Source organism: Microbacterium sp. EST19A, assembly GCF_019969685.1.
GTDB lineage: Bacteria > Actinomycetota > Actinomycetes > Actinomycetales > Microbacteriaceae > Microbacterium.
Genome location: NZ_JAHXYZ010000001.1, coordinates 494,293 through 508,882, shown reverse-complemented (window position 1 = coordinate 508,882; position 14,590 = coordinate 494,293). Strand labels below are relative to the sequence as shown.

Sequence of the window (14,590 nt, the reverse complement as noted above, 5' to 3'; positions counted from 1 at the left end):
CTGGTTCACGGATTCGCGCGGCGGGCCGGTCTCGCGTAAGCTGTTCCGCGGTGACGTGTCCGAGCGGCCGAAGGTGCAACTCTCGAAAAGTTGTGTAGGGTAACCCCCTACCGTGGGTTCAAATCCCACCGTCACCGCCACCACGAAGGCCCCGACTCCCTTGGAAACACTGGGATGCGGGGCCTTCGTCATGCCTCAGCCGCGACCCAGACCTCAGAGGTTTATCTGATGTAGTCTGTAGTCATGAGCACCGCAACTTTCACCGACCTCCTCCGTAAGCCGAAGGACGTCCTCGCGCATGTCGACGAGGGCATGGTGCGCATCACCCGTCGGGATGGCGAAGACCTGGTGATTCTGCGCGACCATGACCTCGAGACGCTCGAGCACGGCGTGAAGCTCTCCAGCGAGCTGCTTCGTGCGATCGGACGAAAAAAGGGCGATGTCACCGCTGCGCTCCAAGAGCTGTTCGCATGGACGAGCGAGTTCAGTGAGGGCGAGCTTGTTTCCTACGCCAAGGAGATCGAGCGGTTGGTGTACTCGGCGAGCGAGCTGGGCACGTTCGAACGCCTGCTGCGCGCCCAGCAGGAGTGGCGCGAGACGGCTGCGGCCTACGCGATGGGTATGCGGCCGGCGACGCCGATTGAGCTGCTGGAAGAACCTGTGCGGGTCGAGCGCCCGTAATGGCGGGCAAGCGGGGATCAGCGGTTCCGCGGCCGACGAAGGGGAGCGAGTGCGAGATCGTCTTCGGGGACAATGCGGCCGAACGCGGGTGGCGTGATCTCGGGGCCACGGCGAGGAACGCGCTCGTTGACGCCTGGGACTACCTGACAGTCCATCCGACACGGTTCGACAGCTCGCGCTGTTATCAGTTGAAGGGGAACCTGGCGACGGCGGTCGTCGACGGCAAGACCCTGCCCGTATGGCAGTACAAGGTCACCGATGGCGCCAGGCTCCGCTATGCCGTGGATGAGCCTGACCCGAAGGCGAAGAAGCGGGGCCGCGTCATCTTGCTTGAGGCATCCCCGTCGCACCCGAACGATACAGACTCGTCGAAGAACTTCCGATGACGCCCGTTCCCTCGCGGCGCGGCGGGGCGGCAGGTGTCGCGCAATTCATCGCTTCTGGCAGCTGGCCAGCGCGACTCTAACTATCGCCCAGATTTCGCGGGATATCCCTTTGGCGGTTCTCCGGCGAACGAGAAGGAACGAGGCTCCCGATCCAACGAGAATAGGTCCGCTGATCCTCTGGACAACCGACGCGTCAGTCGCGCGTAGAGTACCCAGAACTAAGCGACCCGCGCAGAACGTCGTGCGTTGCGGTCAGAGCTTCCCCGCGCTCGAACGGCCGACAGAGATACAGATGAGTGCCGAGGCCATCGGTACAAGCGCGGTACCCACCAGGAACATCACAACGGAGGCGCTGGCGAACTCGAGTGCTTCCGTGCGCACGTCACCGAAGGCGGCGATGACAACAGCGGCGAGTATCCCGGCTGCGCCAGGGATGTAGACCGTAATCGTGGACTCGACCAGGCTCATCACCAGCGAACCGCGGTGCGAGAGACCCAGTTGTTGGTAGACGGCGAAGTCATGCCGCCGGCTCCAGACTGAGGACCCCACAGCGAACACGATGGTGCCGACGGCGCAGAGAATGACCCAGAGCTGAGGGCTGGAGGAGAGGAGCTCTTGGCTCGTCGCTCCAGCTGGCTTCCCCGGTACCAAAGGAATGGTGCGGGCACCCTCCGTAGCGGGGAACCATGCTGCGGCGACCGCGACGATCCCTGCTTCGGCACCCGGAGTCGCCTCGATGTAGCATTCGGACGCCACGTTCTGGATCGATGACGGGATCATTACCATCGAGTGAAGACTGGAGATGCGACCCGCCGAGATGGCGGCACCACCGGCCGTGAGGTGGTGCTCGGTTCCGTCGATGATCACGGCGGTGGGAACCCCGATTGTAAGAGCGTTCTCTGTCGAAGGCGCCACGATGCTCCCCGGGGTGAGATCCGGGAGCTCTGGCCACTGCAGAACTGGAAGCCCGGGAGTGACCAGCACTGCGGAGATCGGGCGGCCGCCAGCGGATCTCAACTCGATCGTGCGCAGGACGGCGCCGGCGGTGGTGACTCCCGCAACCGAGCGGAACAGATCGCAGCGCTCGGTGGAGATTCGTCCCCCGCTGCTGCCGACCACCATGGTCGATCGCCCCTCGGCGATGTCCTGCTCGAGCATGGCGTGCGCCTGGGAGACGGTCGCCCACGGGAGGATGAATGCTGCGAAGGCCAGGGTCACCGAGAGGACGGCGATCACGGCTGTCTGAAGCGGGCGGGCGAAGGTGTTGCTGATCGATTCGGAGACGCAATCGACGATCTTCATCGGGTAGTTCTCTGGCCGATGTCAAACACTCTGTCGGCGAAGGCCGCCACGTCCTTATCGTGCGTCGCCATGATGACAAGGGCACCGTTGTCGGCCGCGGCACGCAGTGCCTTCGCCACCCGTATCTTCGCCTCCGCGTCGAGAGAGGACGTGGGTTCATCGGCGAGAATCAGTCGAGCCTGGGATGCGAGAGCGCGAGCGACAGTGACCCGCTGACGCTCGCCACCGGAGAGCTTCTTGGCGCGGACTCTCGATAAATGTTCGATGCCCAGGCGGGCCATCTCTCGCTCTGCCCGGGCCAGCGCTTCGGGCTGTGGAACGCGCTGAAAGAGAGGACCGAGCGCCACGTTCTCCAGCGCTGTTCGGCTGACAAGAAGGGGGCTGTTCTGCACGATCCATCCAGCGGAGGACGGAGCCCCGCTCTCATCGGTGTCTGCGATGCATTCACCGGCTGTCGATGGGATGGAGCCGGAGATGACGCCAAGAAGTGTCGTTTTGCCAGAACCAGAGGGACCGGTGACGCTCACGAAAGAGGGAGGCTCCCACGCAAAGTCCAGGCCCTGGAATAGCCATCGGGAGCCGAATCTCATGCCGAGGTCTCTTGCGATTATGCGCATCTTGCGCCTGTTGCTGTGGGATTGACCAGCACGCTCTCGCCGGACTTCACCTTCGCGGAGATGAGAGAGGTGCCGTCGACTGACTCGATCGTCTCGGCGGCCACTACTCGGCGCTTCTGTCCATCGCGGACGACGACACAGGTTCCGTCAGTGCCGGTGAGAATTGCGGCTGCGGGCACGACGATCGCCGCAGCCTGAGGGGTGACGACGCGCGCGGATGAGGTGAGAGACCCCTGTACGACGCCGGCGGCTAATTGAGGGAGCGCTGCGGGATCGATTGCGGTCCGGGCTTCGTCGACTGCGAGCTCATTCTTGCCGACCAGAACGACGGCGTCTTCGGGAACAGTGAAGGTGGAGGAAGCAATGGCTTCTGGGGTGATGGGGTTGTCCTCGGTGACTTCAGCGATTGCCTCGGGAGTGACGATGTGCGCCGACATGAGTTGGTCCATGGCTGTTACGACGGGTTCGCCGCTGGCGGGAGCTGGTCGACCGGCCTTCACGTGCACTTCGCTGACGGTGAGTTCGGCCGCCGGGATGAAGACCAGCCATCCTGGATCGAACGCCTGCAACCCTTGGGAGGTGTCGACGCCGATGGACTTCGCGAATGAGGAGACCTGCAGCCATGTGTCCCAGCTGAGTCGGTCGCTATCCGGGACGTCGATGCCCTGGCCGCGGAGGAACTCGAGCAGCGACTTGACGTCCTCCCCGGTGGATCCGGGGAGGAGGGCACGGTACAGCGGCACGTTCATGTAAGCCGCGATACGCTTCACGCCATCGACATCGACGACCGCCTCCCCACTCTTGAGAATGCCGCCAGGCTGGACAAAGACGCGAACGACTATGCCTGACCACGCCGGCGCGGGTAGTTCGGCACCGTCGCTCCACTCGAGTGCGAGACCGACCGTCTGGGCGCGCGTTTCTTCGGCGCTGAGCGCCGGGGCCCAGACTTCTTGAGTCGCGACGATGGTCTTCGTGGAGAGGTGTTGATAGAGCAACCCAACGCCGATGACTGGCGCCAGAAGCCAGCATGCAGCGACGACCCAGAAGGCTACATCGCGGCGTCGGCGCGGGGATTGCCCAGCGGATATGTTCAATACGCCACTCCGACATACGGCAGGTCCGGGAAGAGTCGCAACGCCTCGTCATTGATGCATGTCGCGGCGGCTTCACGCTGCACACCTTCGTCAGCAGCAGGGTCACCGCTGAAGGCGCGAATGTCGCGCGCATCGTCCGGGATCTCGTAATCCAGCTTGGACATGCATTCTTGCGCAGCAATGCGAAGCGACTCATCCATTCGCTGTTTGCCAGTGTTCAGATAGGCCGCCTCAATGACATTCAAGTCAGGATCTTTGCACGAGAGGTCGTCCTCCCCGAAGGCATCCGGATCGCGTGTGCCCATGTCGATGTCGTAGATGTGCGTCATCGAATTCGTGGGGTTCACCATGGGCGCAGGGACTTCGTATCCGAGATCGCGCATGCACGACGCGTAGCGCTCCGATGCGGCTGCATAGTCGGAGGCATCCACTTCACCGTCCTCCAGTAACCCAGCCAGCCACTCGTTGCCGTCTTCGCGGAACATATCCGCGGTGCTCGTGATCTGCTCGGCCGTCAAGGACCCGCCACTCTGACCCGGCGCCTGTGCGGAGCATGCGGTCAGAAACAGCATGCTCGCGGCACTCGTGATGACGAGGGTCCTGAGCAGCGGGCCCCTAGAGAATCGGCTCAACTCGCGACCTTTGCGCCCCAGACGTGCCATCCACCGACGTAGCCGTTCGCTGCGAGTGCTGACGCCTGAGCGAAGCTCACACCGGCGGTACCGTTCCACAGGGTGCTGCCGCCGGACAGGCGCAGGCCGGCGTGAACAGGGACGATCGCGACGCAGAGGTTTCCTGACTCAGCGGTGCTGGCGTAGGCGGTCGAACCGCTTTTCCAGCTCTTGCCCGTCGCATGACCCGTACAGCCCGCGGGCGCTCCTACCGAGACGGTGCCCCACGCCATGGCGGGTGCGGCGATGCCGCCGACGAGTCCCATCACTCCGATCGCTGCGGCTGCAGCGATGCCGAGGGGACGTTTGCTGCGGCGGCGTGGCGCCGCTGAATGCGTACGACTCATGGATTCCTCACTTCTCTCAGAGGTCGAAGTTGACCTGCTTCGAGGGTGGAACACGCGCGCGTAGGGCGATATGTATCGATGGATACATATCGTGCAATTCCCGAGGTTCTTCAGCATCGATGCAACACTTCGGCGATGATCGGACATGAGCAGTAGTGAACGGATCATCGGAGGAAACCCATGGACGACACACAGCTCAACCGGCTGCTCACTCCATATGACAAGTGGGCGGAGTCGCCGGAACTCCTGGACGCGATGCTTGAACGTGTCGCCACGAACGCGGCCGAACAGCACGCACGACCCCCGCGTCGTCGGCGGGGCGCCCGCATCGCAGCCACTGTAGGTGCAGTTCTGGGCGTCGGGGTTCTCGCGACCGCGGCAGCGGTCTACGTCGCACCGAACTTCACACCTGACGCGGTCATCCCGATCTCCTACGTCACCGATGAGGGAAACGCAGTCGAGTGCACCTACTCCCTCGCGGTCACCTCCTGGGACGGCACGAACGTCACTGAGGCCAAAGAGTGGATCTCCTCCCACGACTGGACCGGAATCGGTCAGCGTGGCTACGACCTCGGCGAAAAGAATCCCACCAACCTGGGCGACGCTGACGTCGATTCCGAGCTCACCCAGGAGGACTTGGACCAGGTGACCGTGTCCACCGGCATTGTCACGGCCGTCGTGGAGGAGATCCCGAGCGAACTACTGGACGGAGTCGGGATCGGCACGTCCGGTACCTCGACCTGCACATGGGTGCGTCACTGATGTCCGGCCGTCCAGACGAGTCCGTCGATGCCCTGGTGTCGATGTGGAGCGGCGAGAGGCTCGAACTTCCTCGCCTGATCGACGAGAGCAAGCGCGCACTATTCGCCTACTTCGCTCGACGGGTTGTCTCCACCGACGATGCGGCGGACCTCACCGGCGAGGTGCTGCTCACGATGTGGCGCAAGGTCGACGCCATGCCGTCTGAGCCCGTCGATGCTCGAATGTGGACGTTCGGGATCGCACGGAACGTCCTCGCCAACCATCGTCGTGCAGTCTCCCGCAGGCGAAAGCTCAGCGAGACGCTCAAGGGGGAAGCGCTCGTCAGCGGCGACTCTCGCCCTGTGCGTGACGACGTGTGGGAAGCGCTCGAAGCACTTCCTACGGGCGATCGCGAGATCATCCAGCTCGTCCACTGGGATGGGTTCTCCCTGGCGGAGACCGCGAAGATCCTCAGCAAGAAGCCGGCGACCGTGCGCAGCAGGTACTCCCGTGCACGCGCCAAGCTCCGGGCCGACCTCACCCTCGAGACTGACTCCTAAGAGCTTTCCGCCAATCGGCGGAACGACACCTTGCGGAGTCTTGGACCCCAGGTAAGCGTGTGTCTGGCATCGGAGCTCCTGGCCGACGCTGTGGAACACGTTCTCCTCTCAGAGGGCCACCGGGTGCAGCGGATGGCTGATCCGGAGGCGAATTTGTTGCGCCCGGACGATGTGCTGGTCAGCGATCCAACCGTCCTCTCGCCGCGGCAGGCCCGACGCACTGGGTGCGTCCGCACTATCTTGTTGCACGAGTCCGGGTTGCAGTCGACGCACGACTCCCGCTTTCGTCCGTCACATTTCGGCAGGCGGTGGCATCCGAGCGCTGCTCACGGAAGTGAGAATCGGAATGACGCGCGGAGCAACGCATAACCAACTCACCCCAAGACAGCTGCAGGTGCTCTCCCATGCAGCTCATGGCGCGACCAATAGGGACATCGCACAAGCTCTCGTCATATCCGTGGGAACCGTCAAACGGCATCTTCACGACGCCTACGCAGCGTTGCAGGTCAGCACACGACTCGAAGCTCTTCGCGTCTGCGGCCTACTATCCCCGCCACATGAGCACTCCCGCTTGGTGCGCGCTCGGGTATCTGCCGGACGGGAGGTGCGAGCGACCGAAGAAATGCGTGGGGCTGTCGCCACATAGCCGGAGTTGGAGCAACCATCTACGGTGTCACTGACCGTCCATCATGTCCGCCATTTTGGAGGGCATGTCCATTGCCTCGCCGACGCGGCTCTTGGGTGTGCAGCGTTCTGAGGCGAAACATACTGAAGGTGGAGAAGATGACAAACCAATCATGTCATAAGTAATTTCGTCGGCGAATGAGCCTGACGGCTGTCGCCGTCGCAACGTTGTGTCTCGTCGTACCAGTCGCGACAACCGCGACAGCCGCCGATGCAGTGCCGGCGCCTGACTACCTGATCCCCTATGACGGGAACATCCCTGCCGAACTAGCAGAGGCAGGTCCCGTTCCGGAGCAGTTCCAGACCCCGGGCAACGCGGACCAGCGCGTGCTGCAGCTGCTCACCCAGGCGCAGGTCGAGCACCCCGAGCTCGGCGTGGCAGGTACGGAATGGGATGCCGAGAACCAGCGCACCCTGCTCTATGCGACGGCCAGTTCGAACGACGTCGCGAAAGTGCTGACTCAGTACTGATTGGCGGGCGACGTCGAGCACCGTGAGGCTGCGTATAGCCGAGAGGAGATGACGGCTCAGATCCAGACCCTGATCGGAGACACGGGAGTCCTGCTGCCGGGGCGGTGAGCACCAACCTCGCGGAGAGCAGGCTCGCGGCGGCTGCGCGCCTGACCGACACGATGACCCCCGAGCAGCGTCGACGCTACGCCGAGCTGGGCAAGGCGTTCATCACGCAGGCCGAGGGCTCGCCCGAGACGGCGTCTCATCTGACACGCGGCCGGGGTCGTCTCCAAGGCGGTGAACGCGCGGCGACCGAAGACCCGCTACACGATAGGCCGCGACGGCGCGATGTTGACCCTCATGCCGCGCATTGCGTCCGACCGGCTGCTCGACGCGATGCTGTGCTTCCAGAACTGGAGGCGCGCGATAGGCGCAACGCCGAGGGCGGTCCCGACAGGTCTGGGGAACCCTCGGGACCACCTGCCGGTGTTGCTGGGGACTTCACCGGCCCGTGATCGCTGTCACGTGCGATCAACCACACGGTATTGCTGACCCTCGGGGGACTGTCAACCCCCTTCGATCCAGCCGCGAGGTAGGTATCGTGGCCCGTTGCAGCGCGCGCCGGCTTTCTGGGGAAAGCCGGGGGTAACCCTGCAGGCTGGCGGCCTGCCGTGGTGTGAAGAGGATGCGACGGTAGGCCGCTGGGTCCCCAGGCCTGCTCAGCCGAGCAACGTCACGCCGAAACCGGCGACGACCGCTCTCAGTTCTGACAGATAGCGCTGCGCTTGCTCGGTGAGCGGGATCGCGGAGTGGGCGATCCAGCCGATCTCGATGCGTTCGTCGACGTCGAGCGGGATCGCGACGATCTCGGGGTCGAGATCATCGCTGATGATGCCTGTCGAGATGGTGTAGCCGTCGAGCCCGATCATGAGGTTGAAGATGGTCGCGCGGTCGGAGACCCGGATCTCCTGCGGGCTGGAGAGGGTGGAGAGGATCTCCTCGGCGAAGTAGAAGGAGTTGTTCGCACCCTGGTCGAAGGTGAGCCGCGGCACATCGGCGAGATCGGCGAGGGTCACGCGGTCTCGGGATGCGAGGGGATTCTTGCGGGAGATGAAGATGTGCGGCTCGGCGACGAAGAGCGGGCGGAACGCGAGCCCGGAGTCCCGGAGCAGCTTGTCGATGACGTTCCGGTTGAAGTCGTTGCGGTAGAGGATGCCCAGCTCACTGCGGAGAGTGCGGACGTCTTCGATGATGTCCCACGTGCGCGTCTCGCGCAGGGAGAACTCGTATTCGGTCGCCGAGCTCGCCTTGACCATCCGGACCAGGGCGTCGACAGCGAACGAGTAGTGCTGCGTCGACACCCCGAGCAGGCGTCGTGACGGCGGCCGGCCGAGATAGCGCTGTTCGAGGAGCGCGACCTGCTCGACGACCTGCCGGGCATAGCCGAGGAACTCCGCACCGTCGGTGGTGAGTGTCACTCCTCGGGCGGAACGGAGGAGGAGGACTCGCCCCACCCGGCTCTCGAGGTCTTTCATCGCTGCGGACATGGTGGGCTGGGCGACGTAGAGCAGGTCGGCGGCGGCACTGATCGAACCCTCCGCCGCGACCTCGATGTAATAGGTGAGTTGCTGGAGGGTGATGCCGCTGGACCGCTTTGCCATAGCTGAAGACTATGGCATGCCATAGTCAGAGAACATTTCTCGATAACAGGTCGAGGAGCGCACCATGGAGACATGGCGCACGACTTCACGTTCCGCATCACGACGACCCGCTTCGACGAGGACTACTCACCCTCCGAGAGTTCCCGGATCACCACGAACTTCGCCAACCTGGCGCGAGGTGAGCATCGTCAGGAGAACCTCCGCAACGCGCTGACGATGATCGACCGGCGGTTCAACGATCTGGCGGAGTGGGACAACCCGAACCGAGACCGCTACACCCTCGAACTCGAGATCATCTCCGTCGCGGTGCAGTTCGCCGCCGAGGGTGAGGACCAGGAGTTCCCTCTGCTCGAGATTCTCGACATCCGCATCCTCGACCGTCTCACCGGAAAGCGCAGTCAGGGGATCGTCGGGAACAACTTCTCGTCCTATGTCCGCGACTTCGACTTCAGCGTGCGGCTGCCGGCAGCCACTGAGGCCGCAGGCAGGTTCACCGTTCCTGCGGACTTCGGCGACCTGCACGGCAAGCTCTTCCAGCACTTCCTCGAGTCGGAGACGTACCAGCAGCGCTTCACGGTGTCGCCGGTGATCTGCATCAGCGTCTCGACGAGCAAGACCTACCGTCGCACCGAGAATCATCACCCGATCCTCGGTGTCGAGTACGAGCAGAAGGATCCCTCGTTGACCGACGCGTACTTCGGGAAGATGGGGCTCTCCGTCCGCTACTTCATGCCGCGTGGCAGCGTCGCGCCGCTGGCTTTCTACTTCCGCGGGGATCTGCTCGGCGACTACACGAATCTCCAGCTCATCGGCACGATCAGCACGATGGAGACGTTCCAGAAGATCTACCGCCCGGAGATCTACAACGCGAACTCGGCCGCCGCGAGCGTCTACCAGCCGACTCTCGACCAGCAGGACTACTCGGTGACGAAGATCGCGTACGACCGCGACGAGCGCAGTCGTCTCGCGGCCGAGCAGGGGAAGTATGCGGACGAGCATCTCATGAAGCCGCACCGAGACCTCCTCGAGCGGTGGGCCGCCGACTCCCTCGTTCTCGTCGGATGACCCACGGAGAATCGCCGATCATGAACACGCTTCTTCCCACGTCGATCGTCGGCAGCCTGCCGAAACCGTCCTGGCTGGCTTCGCCCGAGACCCTCTGGGCTCCGTGGAAACTGCAGGGTGATGCCCTGGTCGAGGGCACCCAGGATGCGCTGCGCATCACCGTCGAGGAGCAGCGTCACGCGGGCCTCGACATCATCAGCGACGGCGAGCAGTCGCGCCAGCACTTTGTCACCACCTTCATCGAGCATCTCTCCGGAGTCGATTTCGAGCAGCGCGAGACGGTCCGGATCCGCGACCGGTACGACGCCAGCGTGCCGACGGTCGTCGGGGCTGTGAGCCGCGAGAAGCCGGTGTTCGTAGAAGACGCGAAGTTCCTCCGCCAGCAGACCGATCAGCCGATCAAATGGGCACTGCCCGGCCCGATGACGATGATCGACACTCTCTACGATCGCCACTACAAGAGCCGGGAGAAACTCGCCTGGGAGTTCGCGACGATCCTCAACGAGGAGGCGAGGGAGCTCGAGGCGGCGGGGGTGGACATCATCCAGTTCGACGAGCCGGCCTTCAACGTCTTCTTCGATGACGTGCAGGACTGGGGGGTGGCGGTGCTGGAGCGGGCGGCCGAGGGGCTGCGCGCGGAGACCGTGGTGCACATCTGCTACGGCTACGGCATCAAGGCGAACACCGACTGGAAGGCGACCCTCGGGGCGGAGTGGCGCCAGTACGAGAAGTCGTTCCCGCTGCTGCAGAGTTCGAGCATCGACACCGTCTCGCTGGAGAGCCACCACTCGCACGTCCCTCTGGATCTCATCGAGCTCATCCGGGGCAAGAAGGTGATGCTGGGCGCCATCGACGTCGCGAGCGACGTCATCGAGACTCCGGAGGAGGTCGCGGACACTCTTCGGAACGCGCTTCGTTTCGTCGACGCCGACAAGCTCATCCCCAGCACGAACTGCGGCCTCGCGCCGCTGTCTCGGGGCGTCGCGCGCGGGAAGCTGCGCGCGCTCAGTGCCGGCGCCGGCCTCCTTCGCGACGAGCTCGCCGCCGGGAGCCGCTGACCGTCGGCCGGCGTGCGATCAGTCGAAGACCACGCTGCAGGAACTATCTTCCAAGGAATATAGTTGCCGGATGCCGGTTACAACTCATATGGACTTCTTCGACGCACTCGTCCGGTACGAGACCGACCTCTGGAACACCGCGGAGCGCGAGCTCCAGCGTGAGACCGGCCTGGGGCTCGGAACGCTGCAGGCGCTCCGCGTGATCGTGCGTCACTCGCCCGCGGCACGGGTGAATGAGCTGAGCCGTGACCTCGGCATCACGATCGGGGCCGCGAGCAAGTTCGTCGACAGGCTCGAGCGTGATGGACTGGCGGCACGGGAGCCGCATCCGGATGACCGGCGTTCGTCGCTCATCACGCTCACACAGACCGGGGAGCGGGCGAGGAGCGAGGGGGAGGGTGCTCTCGCCCGCTCTCTGGAGCGACTGGTCGGCGACGTCGACCTCGCCGCAGCGACGGCGGTCCTGGGTGCGCTTCAGGCGCGGCTCGCCTCTTCCGGAGAGGGGGCCGCGGCATGAGCGGCACCATGCGGGCAGTGGTCGTCGAGCATCCGGGCGGTCCGGAGGCGCTCGAGATCCGCGAGGTCACCGTACCGACGCCCGCGAGCGGCGAGGTGCTGATCAGAGTGAAGGCGTTCGGGTTGAACCGCTCCGAGCTGCACTTCCGCCGAGGGGCTGCGTACAGCGGCAGCTTCCCGCGCATCCCCGGCATCGAAGCCACCGGCGTCGTGATGGAGGCGCCGGGAGGCGAGTTCGCTCACGGAACGCAGGTGATGACGATGATGGGCGGCATGGGGAGGGAGTTCGACGGCGGCTACGCCGAGTACGTCGTGGTGCCGGCCGCGCAGGTCATCCCGTTCCGCAGCGAGCTGCCGTGGGAGCAGCTCGGAGCGGTTCCCGAGATGTTGCAGACGGCCAACGGATCGCTCCAGGTCGGTCTGCAGGCGCAGGCCGGGCAGTCCGTACTCATCCGCGGCGGCACCTCATCCGTCGGCCTCGCAGCCGCGGTGCTGGCGAAGCTGCGCGGGCTCACCGTCGTCTCGACCACGCGCCGCGAGGAGGCGCGCCCGCTGCTGGAGTCGATCGGGGTCGACCACGTGATCATCGATGACGGTGACGTCGCCGCGCGCGCCCGTGAACTCGTGCCCGGCGGGGTCGACGGTGCCATCGAGCTCGTCGGCGTGAACGTGATGCGAGACACCCTCCGGTCGGTGCGCACCGGTGGCACGGTGTGCTTCACCGGGATGCTCTCGGATGACTGGACGATCCCGGAGTTCTACCCGATGGACTGGCTCCCCAACGGGGTGCGCCTCACGGCGTACTCGGGTGAGGCCTCCGACCTCGAAGCCCAGGTGCTCCAGGACTACCTGGATGCGGTAGCCGCCGGAGCCGCGCGGATACCGGTGGGGCGCGTCTACGCCATGGACGAGATCGTGCAGGCGCATCGCGACATGGAGGCGGGCGTCGTCGGAGGCAAGGGCGTGGTCCTCCCATGATCGGCTCGCTCGAGATCGCTCAGGCCCGGGTGCTCGCGGCCCGCGCCGCCGAGCGATCCGGGCAGAAGGCGCGGGACGCCGATTCGCCGCACGACGAGACGGCCCCCGCGTCACCGGGCATCCATCTCGATCGGCCGCTTCCCCGCGACGGCGCTGATTAGTCGGGCGCCGGACGGTACCGCATCGCCCTTCCGGCCAGGTGCCGGATCAGCGCGCGATCGAGAGCGCGAACGGCGCGAACCCCAGCGCGCCGAGCAGGCTGGGCACCAGGAGCGCGAACGCCTCGGTGCCGCGCGCGGTCTCGATGCCGCCGAGGTCGACGATCCACGTCTCGTCCCAGCCGAGAGCGGCGAGGAGCTCGCGCACACGTGCCTTGGCGTCGATGTCGTCTGCGGAGAGGAACACTGTCGGGGCGGACCCCAGGCTGGCGGGCGAGCCCATCGCCGAGAAGAGCATCGTGTTCAAGGTCTTGACGACGGCCACGTCGGGGAGCGCCCGCTGGAGGAGCTCGCCGAGGCTCGATCCCTGGTAGACGAGTCCGCCCGGCATTCCGTCGTCGCCTCGCGTCGTCGCGTTGGAGACGTCGACGAGAATCTTGCCGGCCAGCTGGTCTGCGAGCGCGGTGAAGCGCTCGAGGCTGGTGTCGCCGGGGGTGGCGTTGATGATCACGTCGGAGCGATCGATCGCGTCATGGATGTCGGTCGCCTCGACGTCGGTCCCTGCCCACTCGGTGCGGACGCGCTCCGGGTCGCGGGTTCCGATGACGACGGCGGCGCCGTTCTGCGCGAGGGCGGTGGCCAGTGCGGTTCCGACGCGTCCGGAGCCGAGGATGCTGATGGTGTTCATGTGTGTCTTCTTTCGTGTTCGGTCGGGGGTCAGGGGATCAGTGAGAGTGCCGCGGTCATCGCGGTGGCGAGGGCAGGTGTCGTCGCGACGAATGCGTCGCTGGCGAGCGTCCAGTCCGCACCCCGTGCGTCGAGCACGACGCCTCCCGCTTCGCGGACGAGCAGCGCTCCGGCGACGAGGCCCGATCGGATCTGGCCGTACTGCCAGAACGCATCGGTGTGCCCGGAGGCGACGGGGAGGATCTGCAGGGTCGCCGGGACGGCGGCGGCCACGAGGAGTGCGTGGTCGAGCAGCGCGTCGATCGAGGCGCTGAGACGGCGGCGGACCTGAGGGTCCTCGCCGGGCTTCGCCTGCCCCGTCGAGACGAGGGCGGCCGCGAGGTCCGTCTTCTGCGAGACGCTGAGCGGCGCCCCGTCGAGGAACGCGCCGCCGCCCTGTGCGGCTGTGTAGGTCTCGCCGGCGAGGGGGATGTGCACCGCGGTGAGGACAGGAACGTCGTCGCGCACGAGCGTCGCGGTCACGGCCCAGCCCGAGGAGCCGTGGATGTGGTTGACGTTGCCCTCCGCGGCATCCGTGACCCACCATTCGCCGGCGCCGAGCGGGCCGGTGCCCTCTTCATCGTCATCCCAGCGGGCGCTCGGCCGTGCGTGCTCGAGAGCGGGGCGGAGGACTGTTGTCGATGCCTCGTCGTTCGCGTCGATGGCCGCCAGCAGAGACTCTCCGTCGCTGATGCGGGCGGCAGGAGAATAGCGCCGGAGCAGCACGCTGCCGGCGGACTCCACCGCCTCGACCATCCGCGCGAGGATCTCGCGATCCTCTCCTCCGGGAACGTCGTCGATCATCTTTCTGCCCTTCTTCTCTGTGCGACGTGATGCGCCGCCACGTCCGAAGCTACGACCGTGCGGGAATAACGTCAAAGACAATCCATGC

The 14,590-nt window shown here is 65.3% G+C and carries 19 protein-coding genes and 1 tRNA gene; 12 read left to right on the top strand and 8 right to left on the bottom strand.

Going from position 1 to position 14,590, the window contains the following annotated elements; genetic code table 11:
• Positions 1 to 49 precede the first annotated feature (49 nt).
• From LC452_RS02630 to LC452_RS02620, 3 genes are all read left to right on the top strand, one after another.
• Positions 50 to 140 (top strand) — tRNA-Ser (locus LC452_RS02630).
• A 103-nt stretch (positions 141 to 243) separates the two neighbouring features.
• Positions 244 to 681 carry a hypothetical protein gene (locus LC452_RS02625; RefSeq protein WP_223622467.1) on the top strand — a complete coding sequence of 146 codons (438 nt, stop codon included), beginning with the start codon at positions 244 to 246 and terminating at the stop codon, positions 679 to 681.
• Positions 681 to 1,067: a hypothetical protein gene (locus LC452_RS02620; protein WP_223622466.1), complete on the top strand. Its 387-nt coding sequence runs from the start codon at positions 681 to 683 to the stop codon at positions 1,065 to 1,067. Before LC452_RS02625 ends, LC452_RS02620 begins: the two co-directional genes overlap by 1 nt.
• Before the next feature lie 252 nt (positions 1,068 to 1,319).
• Here the strand turns inward: LC452_RS02620 and LC452_RS02615 are convergent, their stop codons facing one another.
• The 5 genes from LC452_RS02615 to LC452_RS02595 all read right to left on the bottom strand — a co-directional run bounded on the left by LC452_RS02615 (position 1,320) and on the right by LC452_RS02595 (position 5,098).
• Entirely contained in the window at positions 1,320 to 2,225 is a 906-nt protein-coding gene (locus LC452_RS02615) for a hypothetical protein (RefSeq protein WP_223622465.1), read from the bottom strand.
• Positions 2,226 to 2,365: 140 nt separating this feature from the next.
• Entirely contained in the window at positions 2,366 to 2,959 is a 594-nt protein-coding gene (locus LC452_RS02610) for an ATP-binding cassette domain-containing protein (RefSeq protein WP_223622464.1), read from the bottom strand.
• A 17-nt stretch (positions 2,960 to 2,976) separates the two neighbouring features.
• Positions 2,977 to 3,981, bottom strand: a complete 1,005-nt coding sequence (locus LC452_RS02605) for a hypothetical protein (RefSeq protein WP_223622463.1) — start codon at positions 3,979 to 3,981, stop codon at positions 2,977 to 2,979.
• A 95-nt stretch (positions 3,982 to 4,076) separates the two neighbouring features.
• Positions 4,077 to 4,652 (bottom strand): hypothetical protein, encoded by a 576-nt coding sequence (locus LC452_RS02600; protein ID WP_223622462.1) that lies wholly within the window; start codon positions 4,650 to 4,652, stop codon positions 4,077 to 4,079.
• A 56-nt stretch (positions 4,653 to 4,708) separates the two neighbouring features.
• Positions 4,709 to 5,098: a hypothetical protein gene (locus LC452_RS02595; protein WP_223622461.1), complete on the bottom strand. Its 390-nt coding sequence runs from the start codon at positions 5,096 to 5,098 to the stop codon at positions 4,709 to 4,711.
• Positions 5,099 to 5,278: 180 nt separating this feature from the next.
• On the opposite strand from LC452_RS02595, the gene LC452_RS02590 reads away from it, so the two are divergent.
• The 4 genes from LC452_RS02590 to LC452_RS02575 all read left to right on the top strand — a co-directional run bounded on the left by LC452_RS02590 (position 5,279) and on the right by LC452_RS02575 (position 7,554).
• The gene (locus LC452_RS02590) at positions 5,279 to 5,860 is read left to right on the top strand and encodes a hypothetical protein (protein WP_223622460.1); all 582 of its coding nucleotides are present in this window, start codon (positions 5,279 to 5,281) and stop codon (positions 5,858 to 5,860) included.
• Positions 5,860 to 6,399, top strand: coding sequence for an RNA polymerase sigma factor (locus LC452_RS02585; protein WP_223622459.1), 540 nt, complete (start codon positions 5,860 to 5,862; stop codon positions 6,397 to 6,399). Before LC452_RS02590 ends, LC452_RS02585 begins: the two co-directional genes overlap by 1 nt.
• A 169-nt stretch (positions 6,400 to 6,568) precedes the next feature.
• A complete protein-coding gene (locus LC452_RS22160) occupies positions 6,569 to 7,045 on the top strand; it encodes a response regulator transcription factor (RefSeq protein ID WP_374197754.1) in 477 nt (158 codons plus the stop codon).
• Between the two features lie 254 nt (positions 7,046 to 7,299).
• Positions 7,300 to 7,554 (top strand): hypothetical protein, encoded by a 255-nt coding sequence (locus tag LC452_RS02575; protein ID WP_223622457.1) that lies wholly within the window; start codon positions 7,300 to 7,302, stop codon positions 7,552 to 7,554.
• Between the two features lie 701 nt (positions 7,555 to 8,255).
• Here LC452_RS02575 and LC452_RS02570 read toward each other — a convergent pair.
• Positions 8,256 to 9,197, bottom strand: a complete 942-nt coding sequence (locus tag LC452_RS02570) for a LysR family transcriptional regulator (RefSeq protein ID WP_223622456.1) — start codon at positions 9,195 to 9,197, stop codon at positions 8,256 to 8,258.
• A 72-nt stretch (positions 9,198 to 9,269) separates the two neighbouring features.
• Here LC452_RS02570 and LC452_RS02565 point away from each other — a divergent pair, with 72 nt between their 5' ends.
• The 5 genes from LC452_RS02565 (at position 9,270) to LC452_RS02545 (ending at position 12,975) form a co-directional block, all read left to right on the top strand.
• On the top strand, positions 9,270 to 10,262 hold the full coding sequence (locus LC452_RS02565; RefSeq protein ID WP_223622455.1) for a DUF1852 domain-containing protein: 993 nt from the start codon (positions 9,270 to 9,272) through the stop codon (positions 10,260 to 10,262).
• Between the two features lie 20 nt (positions 10,263 to 10,282).
• On the top strand, positions 10,283 to 11,320 hold the full coding sequence (locus LC452_RS02560) for a methionine synthase (protein WP_223622454.1): 1,038 nt from the start codon (positions 10,283 to 10,285) through the stop codon (positions 11,318 to 11,320).
• A 70-nt stretch (positions 11,321 to 11,390) separates the two neighbouring features.
• Complete coding sequence (locus LC452_RS02555; protein WP_223622453.1) at positions 11,391 to 11,837, top strand: MarR family winged helix-turn-helix transcriptional regulator; 447 nt, start codon at positions 11,391 to 11,393, stop codon at positions 11,835 to 11,837.
• The gene (locus LC452_RS02550) at positions 11,834 to 12,814 is read left to right on the top strand and encodes a zinc-binding alcohol dehydrogenase family protein (RefSeq protein WP_223622452.1); all 981 of its coding nucleotides are present in this window, start codon (positions 11,834 to 11,836) and stop codon (positions 12,812 to 12,814) included. Before LC452_RS02555 ends, LC452_RS02550 begins: the two co-directional genes overlap by 4 nt.
• Positions 12,811 to 12,975, top strand: a complete 165-nt coding sequence (locus LC452_RS02545; protein ID WP_223622451.1) for a hypothetical protein — start codon at positions 12,811 to 12,813, stop codon at positions 12,973 to 12,975. The genes LC452_RS02550 and LC452_RS02545 overlap by 4 nt, the downstream gene beginning before the upstream one ends.
• 46 nt (positions 12,976 to 13,021) lie before the next feature.
• Here the strand turns inward: LC452_RS02545 and LC452_RS02540 are convergent, their stop codons facing one another.
• Both LC452_RS02540 and LC452_RS02535 read right to left on the bottom strand, forming a co-directional pair.
• A complete protein-coding gene (locus tag LC452_RS02540) occupies positions 13,022 to 13,693 on the bottom strand; it encodes an NADPH-dependent F420 reductase (RefSeq protein WP_223624681.1) in 672 nt (223 codons plus the stop codon).
• A complete protein-coding gene (locus LC452_RS02535; protein WP_223622450.1) occupies positions 13,690 to 14,502 on the bottom strand; it encodes an inositol monophosphatase family protein in 813 nt (270 codons plus the stop codon). The genes LC452_RS02540 and LC452_RS02535 overlap by 4 nt, the downstream gene beginning before the upstream one ends.
• Positions 14,503 to 14,590: the final 88 nt, after the last annotated feature.

Coding starts and splice junctions, on each gene's coding strand:
- LC452_RS02625 (WP_223622467.1), top strand. CDS start 244: ATGAGCACCGCAACTTTCACCGACCTCCTCCGTAAGCCGAAGGACGTC.
- LC452_RS02620 (WP_223622466.1), top strand. CDS start 681: ATGGCGGGCAAGCGGGGATCAGCGGTTCCGCGGCCGACGAAGGGGAGC.
- LC452_RS02615 (WP_223622465.1), bottom strand. CDS start 2,225: ATGCTCGAGCAGGACATCGCCGAGGGGCGATCGACCATGGTGGTCGGC.
- LC452_RS02610 (WP_223622464.1), bottom strand. CDS start 2,959: ATGAGATTCGGCTCCCGATGGCTATTCCAGGGCCTGGACTTTGCGTGG.
- LC452_RS02600 (WP_223622462.1), bottom strand. CDS start 4,652: ATGCTGTTTCTGACCGCATGCTCCGCACAGGCGCCGGGTCAGAGTGGC.
- LC452_RS02595 (WP_223622461.1), bottom strand. CDS start 5,098: ATGAGTCGTACGCATTCAGCGGCGCCACGCCGCCGCAGCAAACGTCCC.
- LC452_RS02590 (WP_223622460.1), top strand. CDS start 5,279: ATGGACGACACACAGCTCAACCGGCTGCTCACTCCATATGACAAGTGG.
- LC452_RS02585 (WP_223622459.1), top strand. CDS start 5,860: ATGTCCGGCCGTCCAGACGAGTCCGTCGATGCCCTGGTGTCGATGTGG.
- LC452_RS22160 (WP_374197754.1), top strand. CDS start 6,569: ATGTGCTGGTCAGCGATCCAACCGTCCTCTCGCCGCGGCAGGCCCGAC.
- LC452_RS02570 (WP_223622456.1), bottom strand. CDS start 9,197: ATGGCAAAGCGGTCCAGCGGCATCACCCTCCAGCAACTCACCTATTAC.
- LC452_RS02565 (WP_223622455.1), top strand. CDS start 9,270: ATGGCGCACGACTTCACGTTCCGCATCACGACGACCCGCTTCGACGAG.
- LC452_RS02560 (WP_223622454.1), top strand. CDS start 10,283: ATGAACACGCTTCTTCCCACGTCGATCGTCGGCAGCCTGCCGAAACCG.
- LC452_RS02555 (WP_223622453.1), top strand. CDS start 11,391: ATGCCGGTTACAACTCATATGGACTTCTTCGACGCACTCGTCCGGTAC.
- LC452_RS02550 (WP_223622452.1), top strand. CDS start 11,834: ATGAGCGGCACCATGCGGGCAGTGGTCGTCGAGCATCCGGGCGGTCCG.
- LC452_RS02545 (WP_223622451.1), top strand. CDS start 12,811: ATGATCGGCTCGCTCGAGATCGCTCAGGCCCGGGTGCTCGCGGCCCGC.
- LC452_RS02535 (WP_223622450.1), bottom strand. CDS start 14,502: ATGATCGACGACGTTCCCGGAGGAGAGGATCGCGAGATCCTCGCGCGG.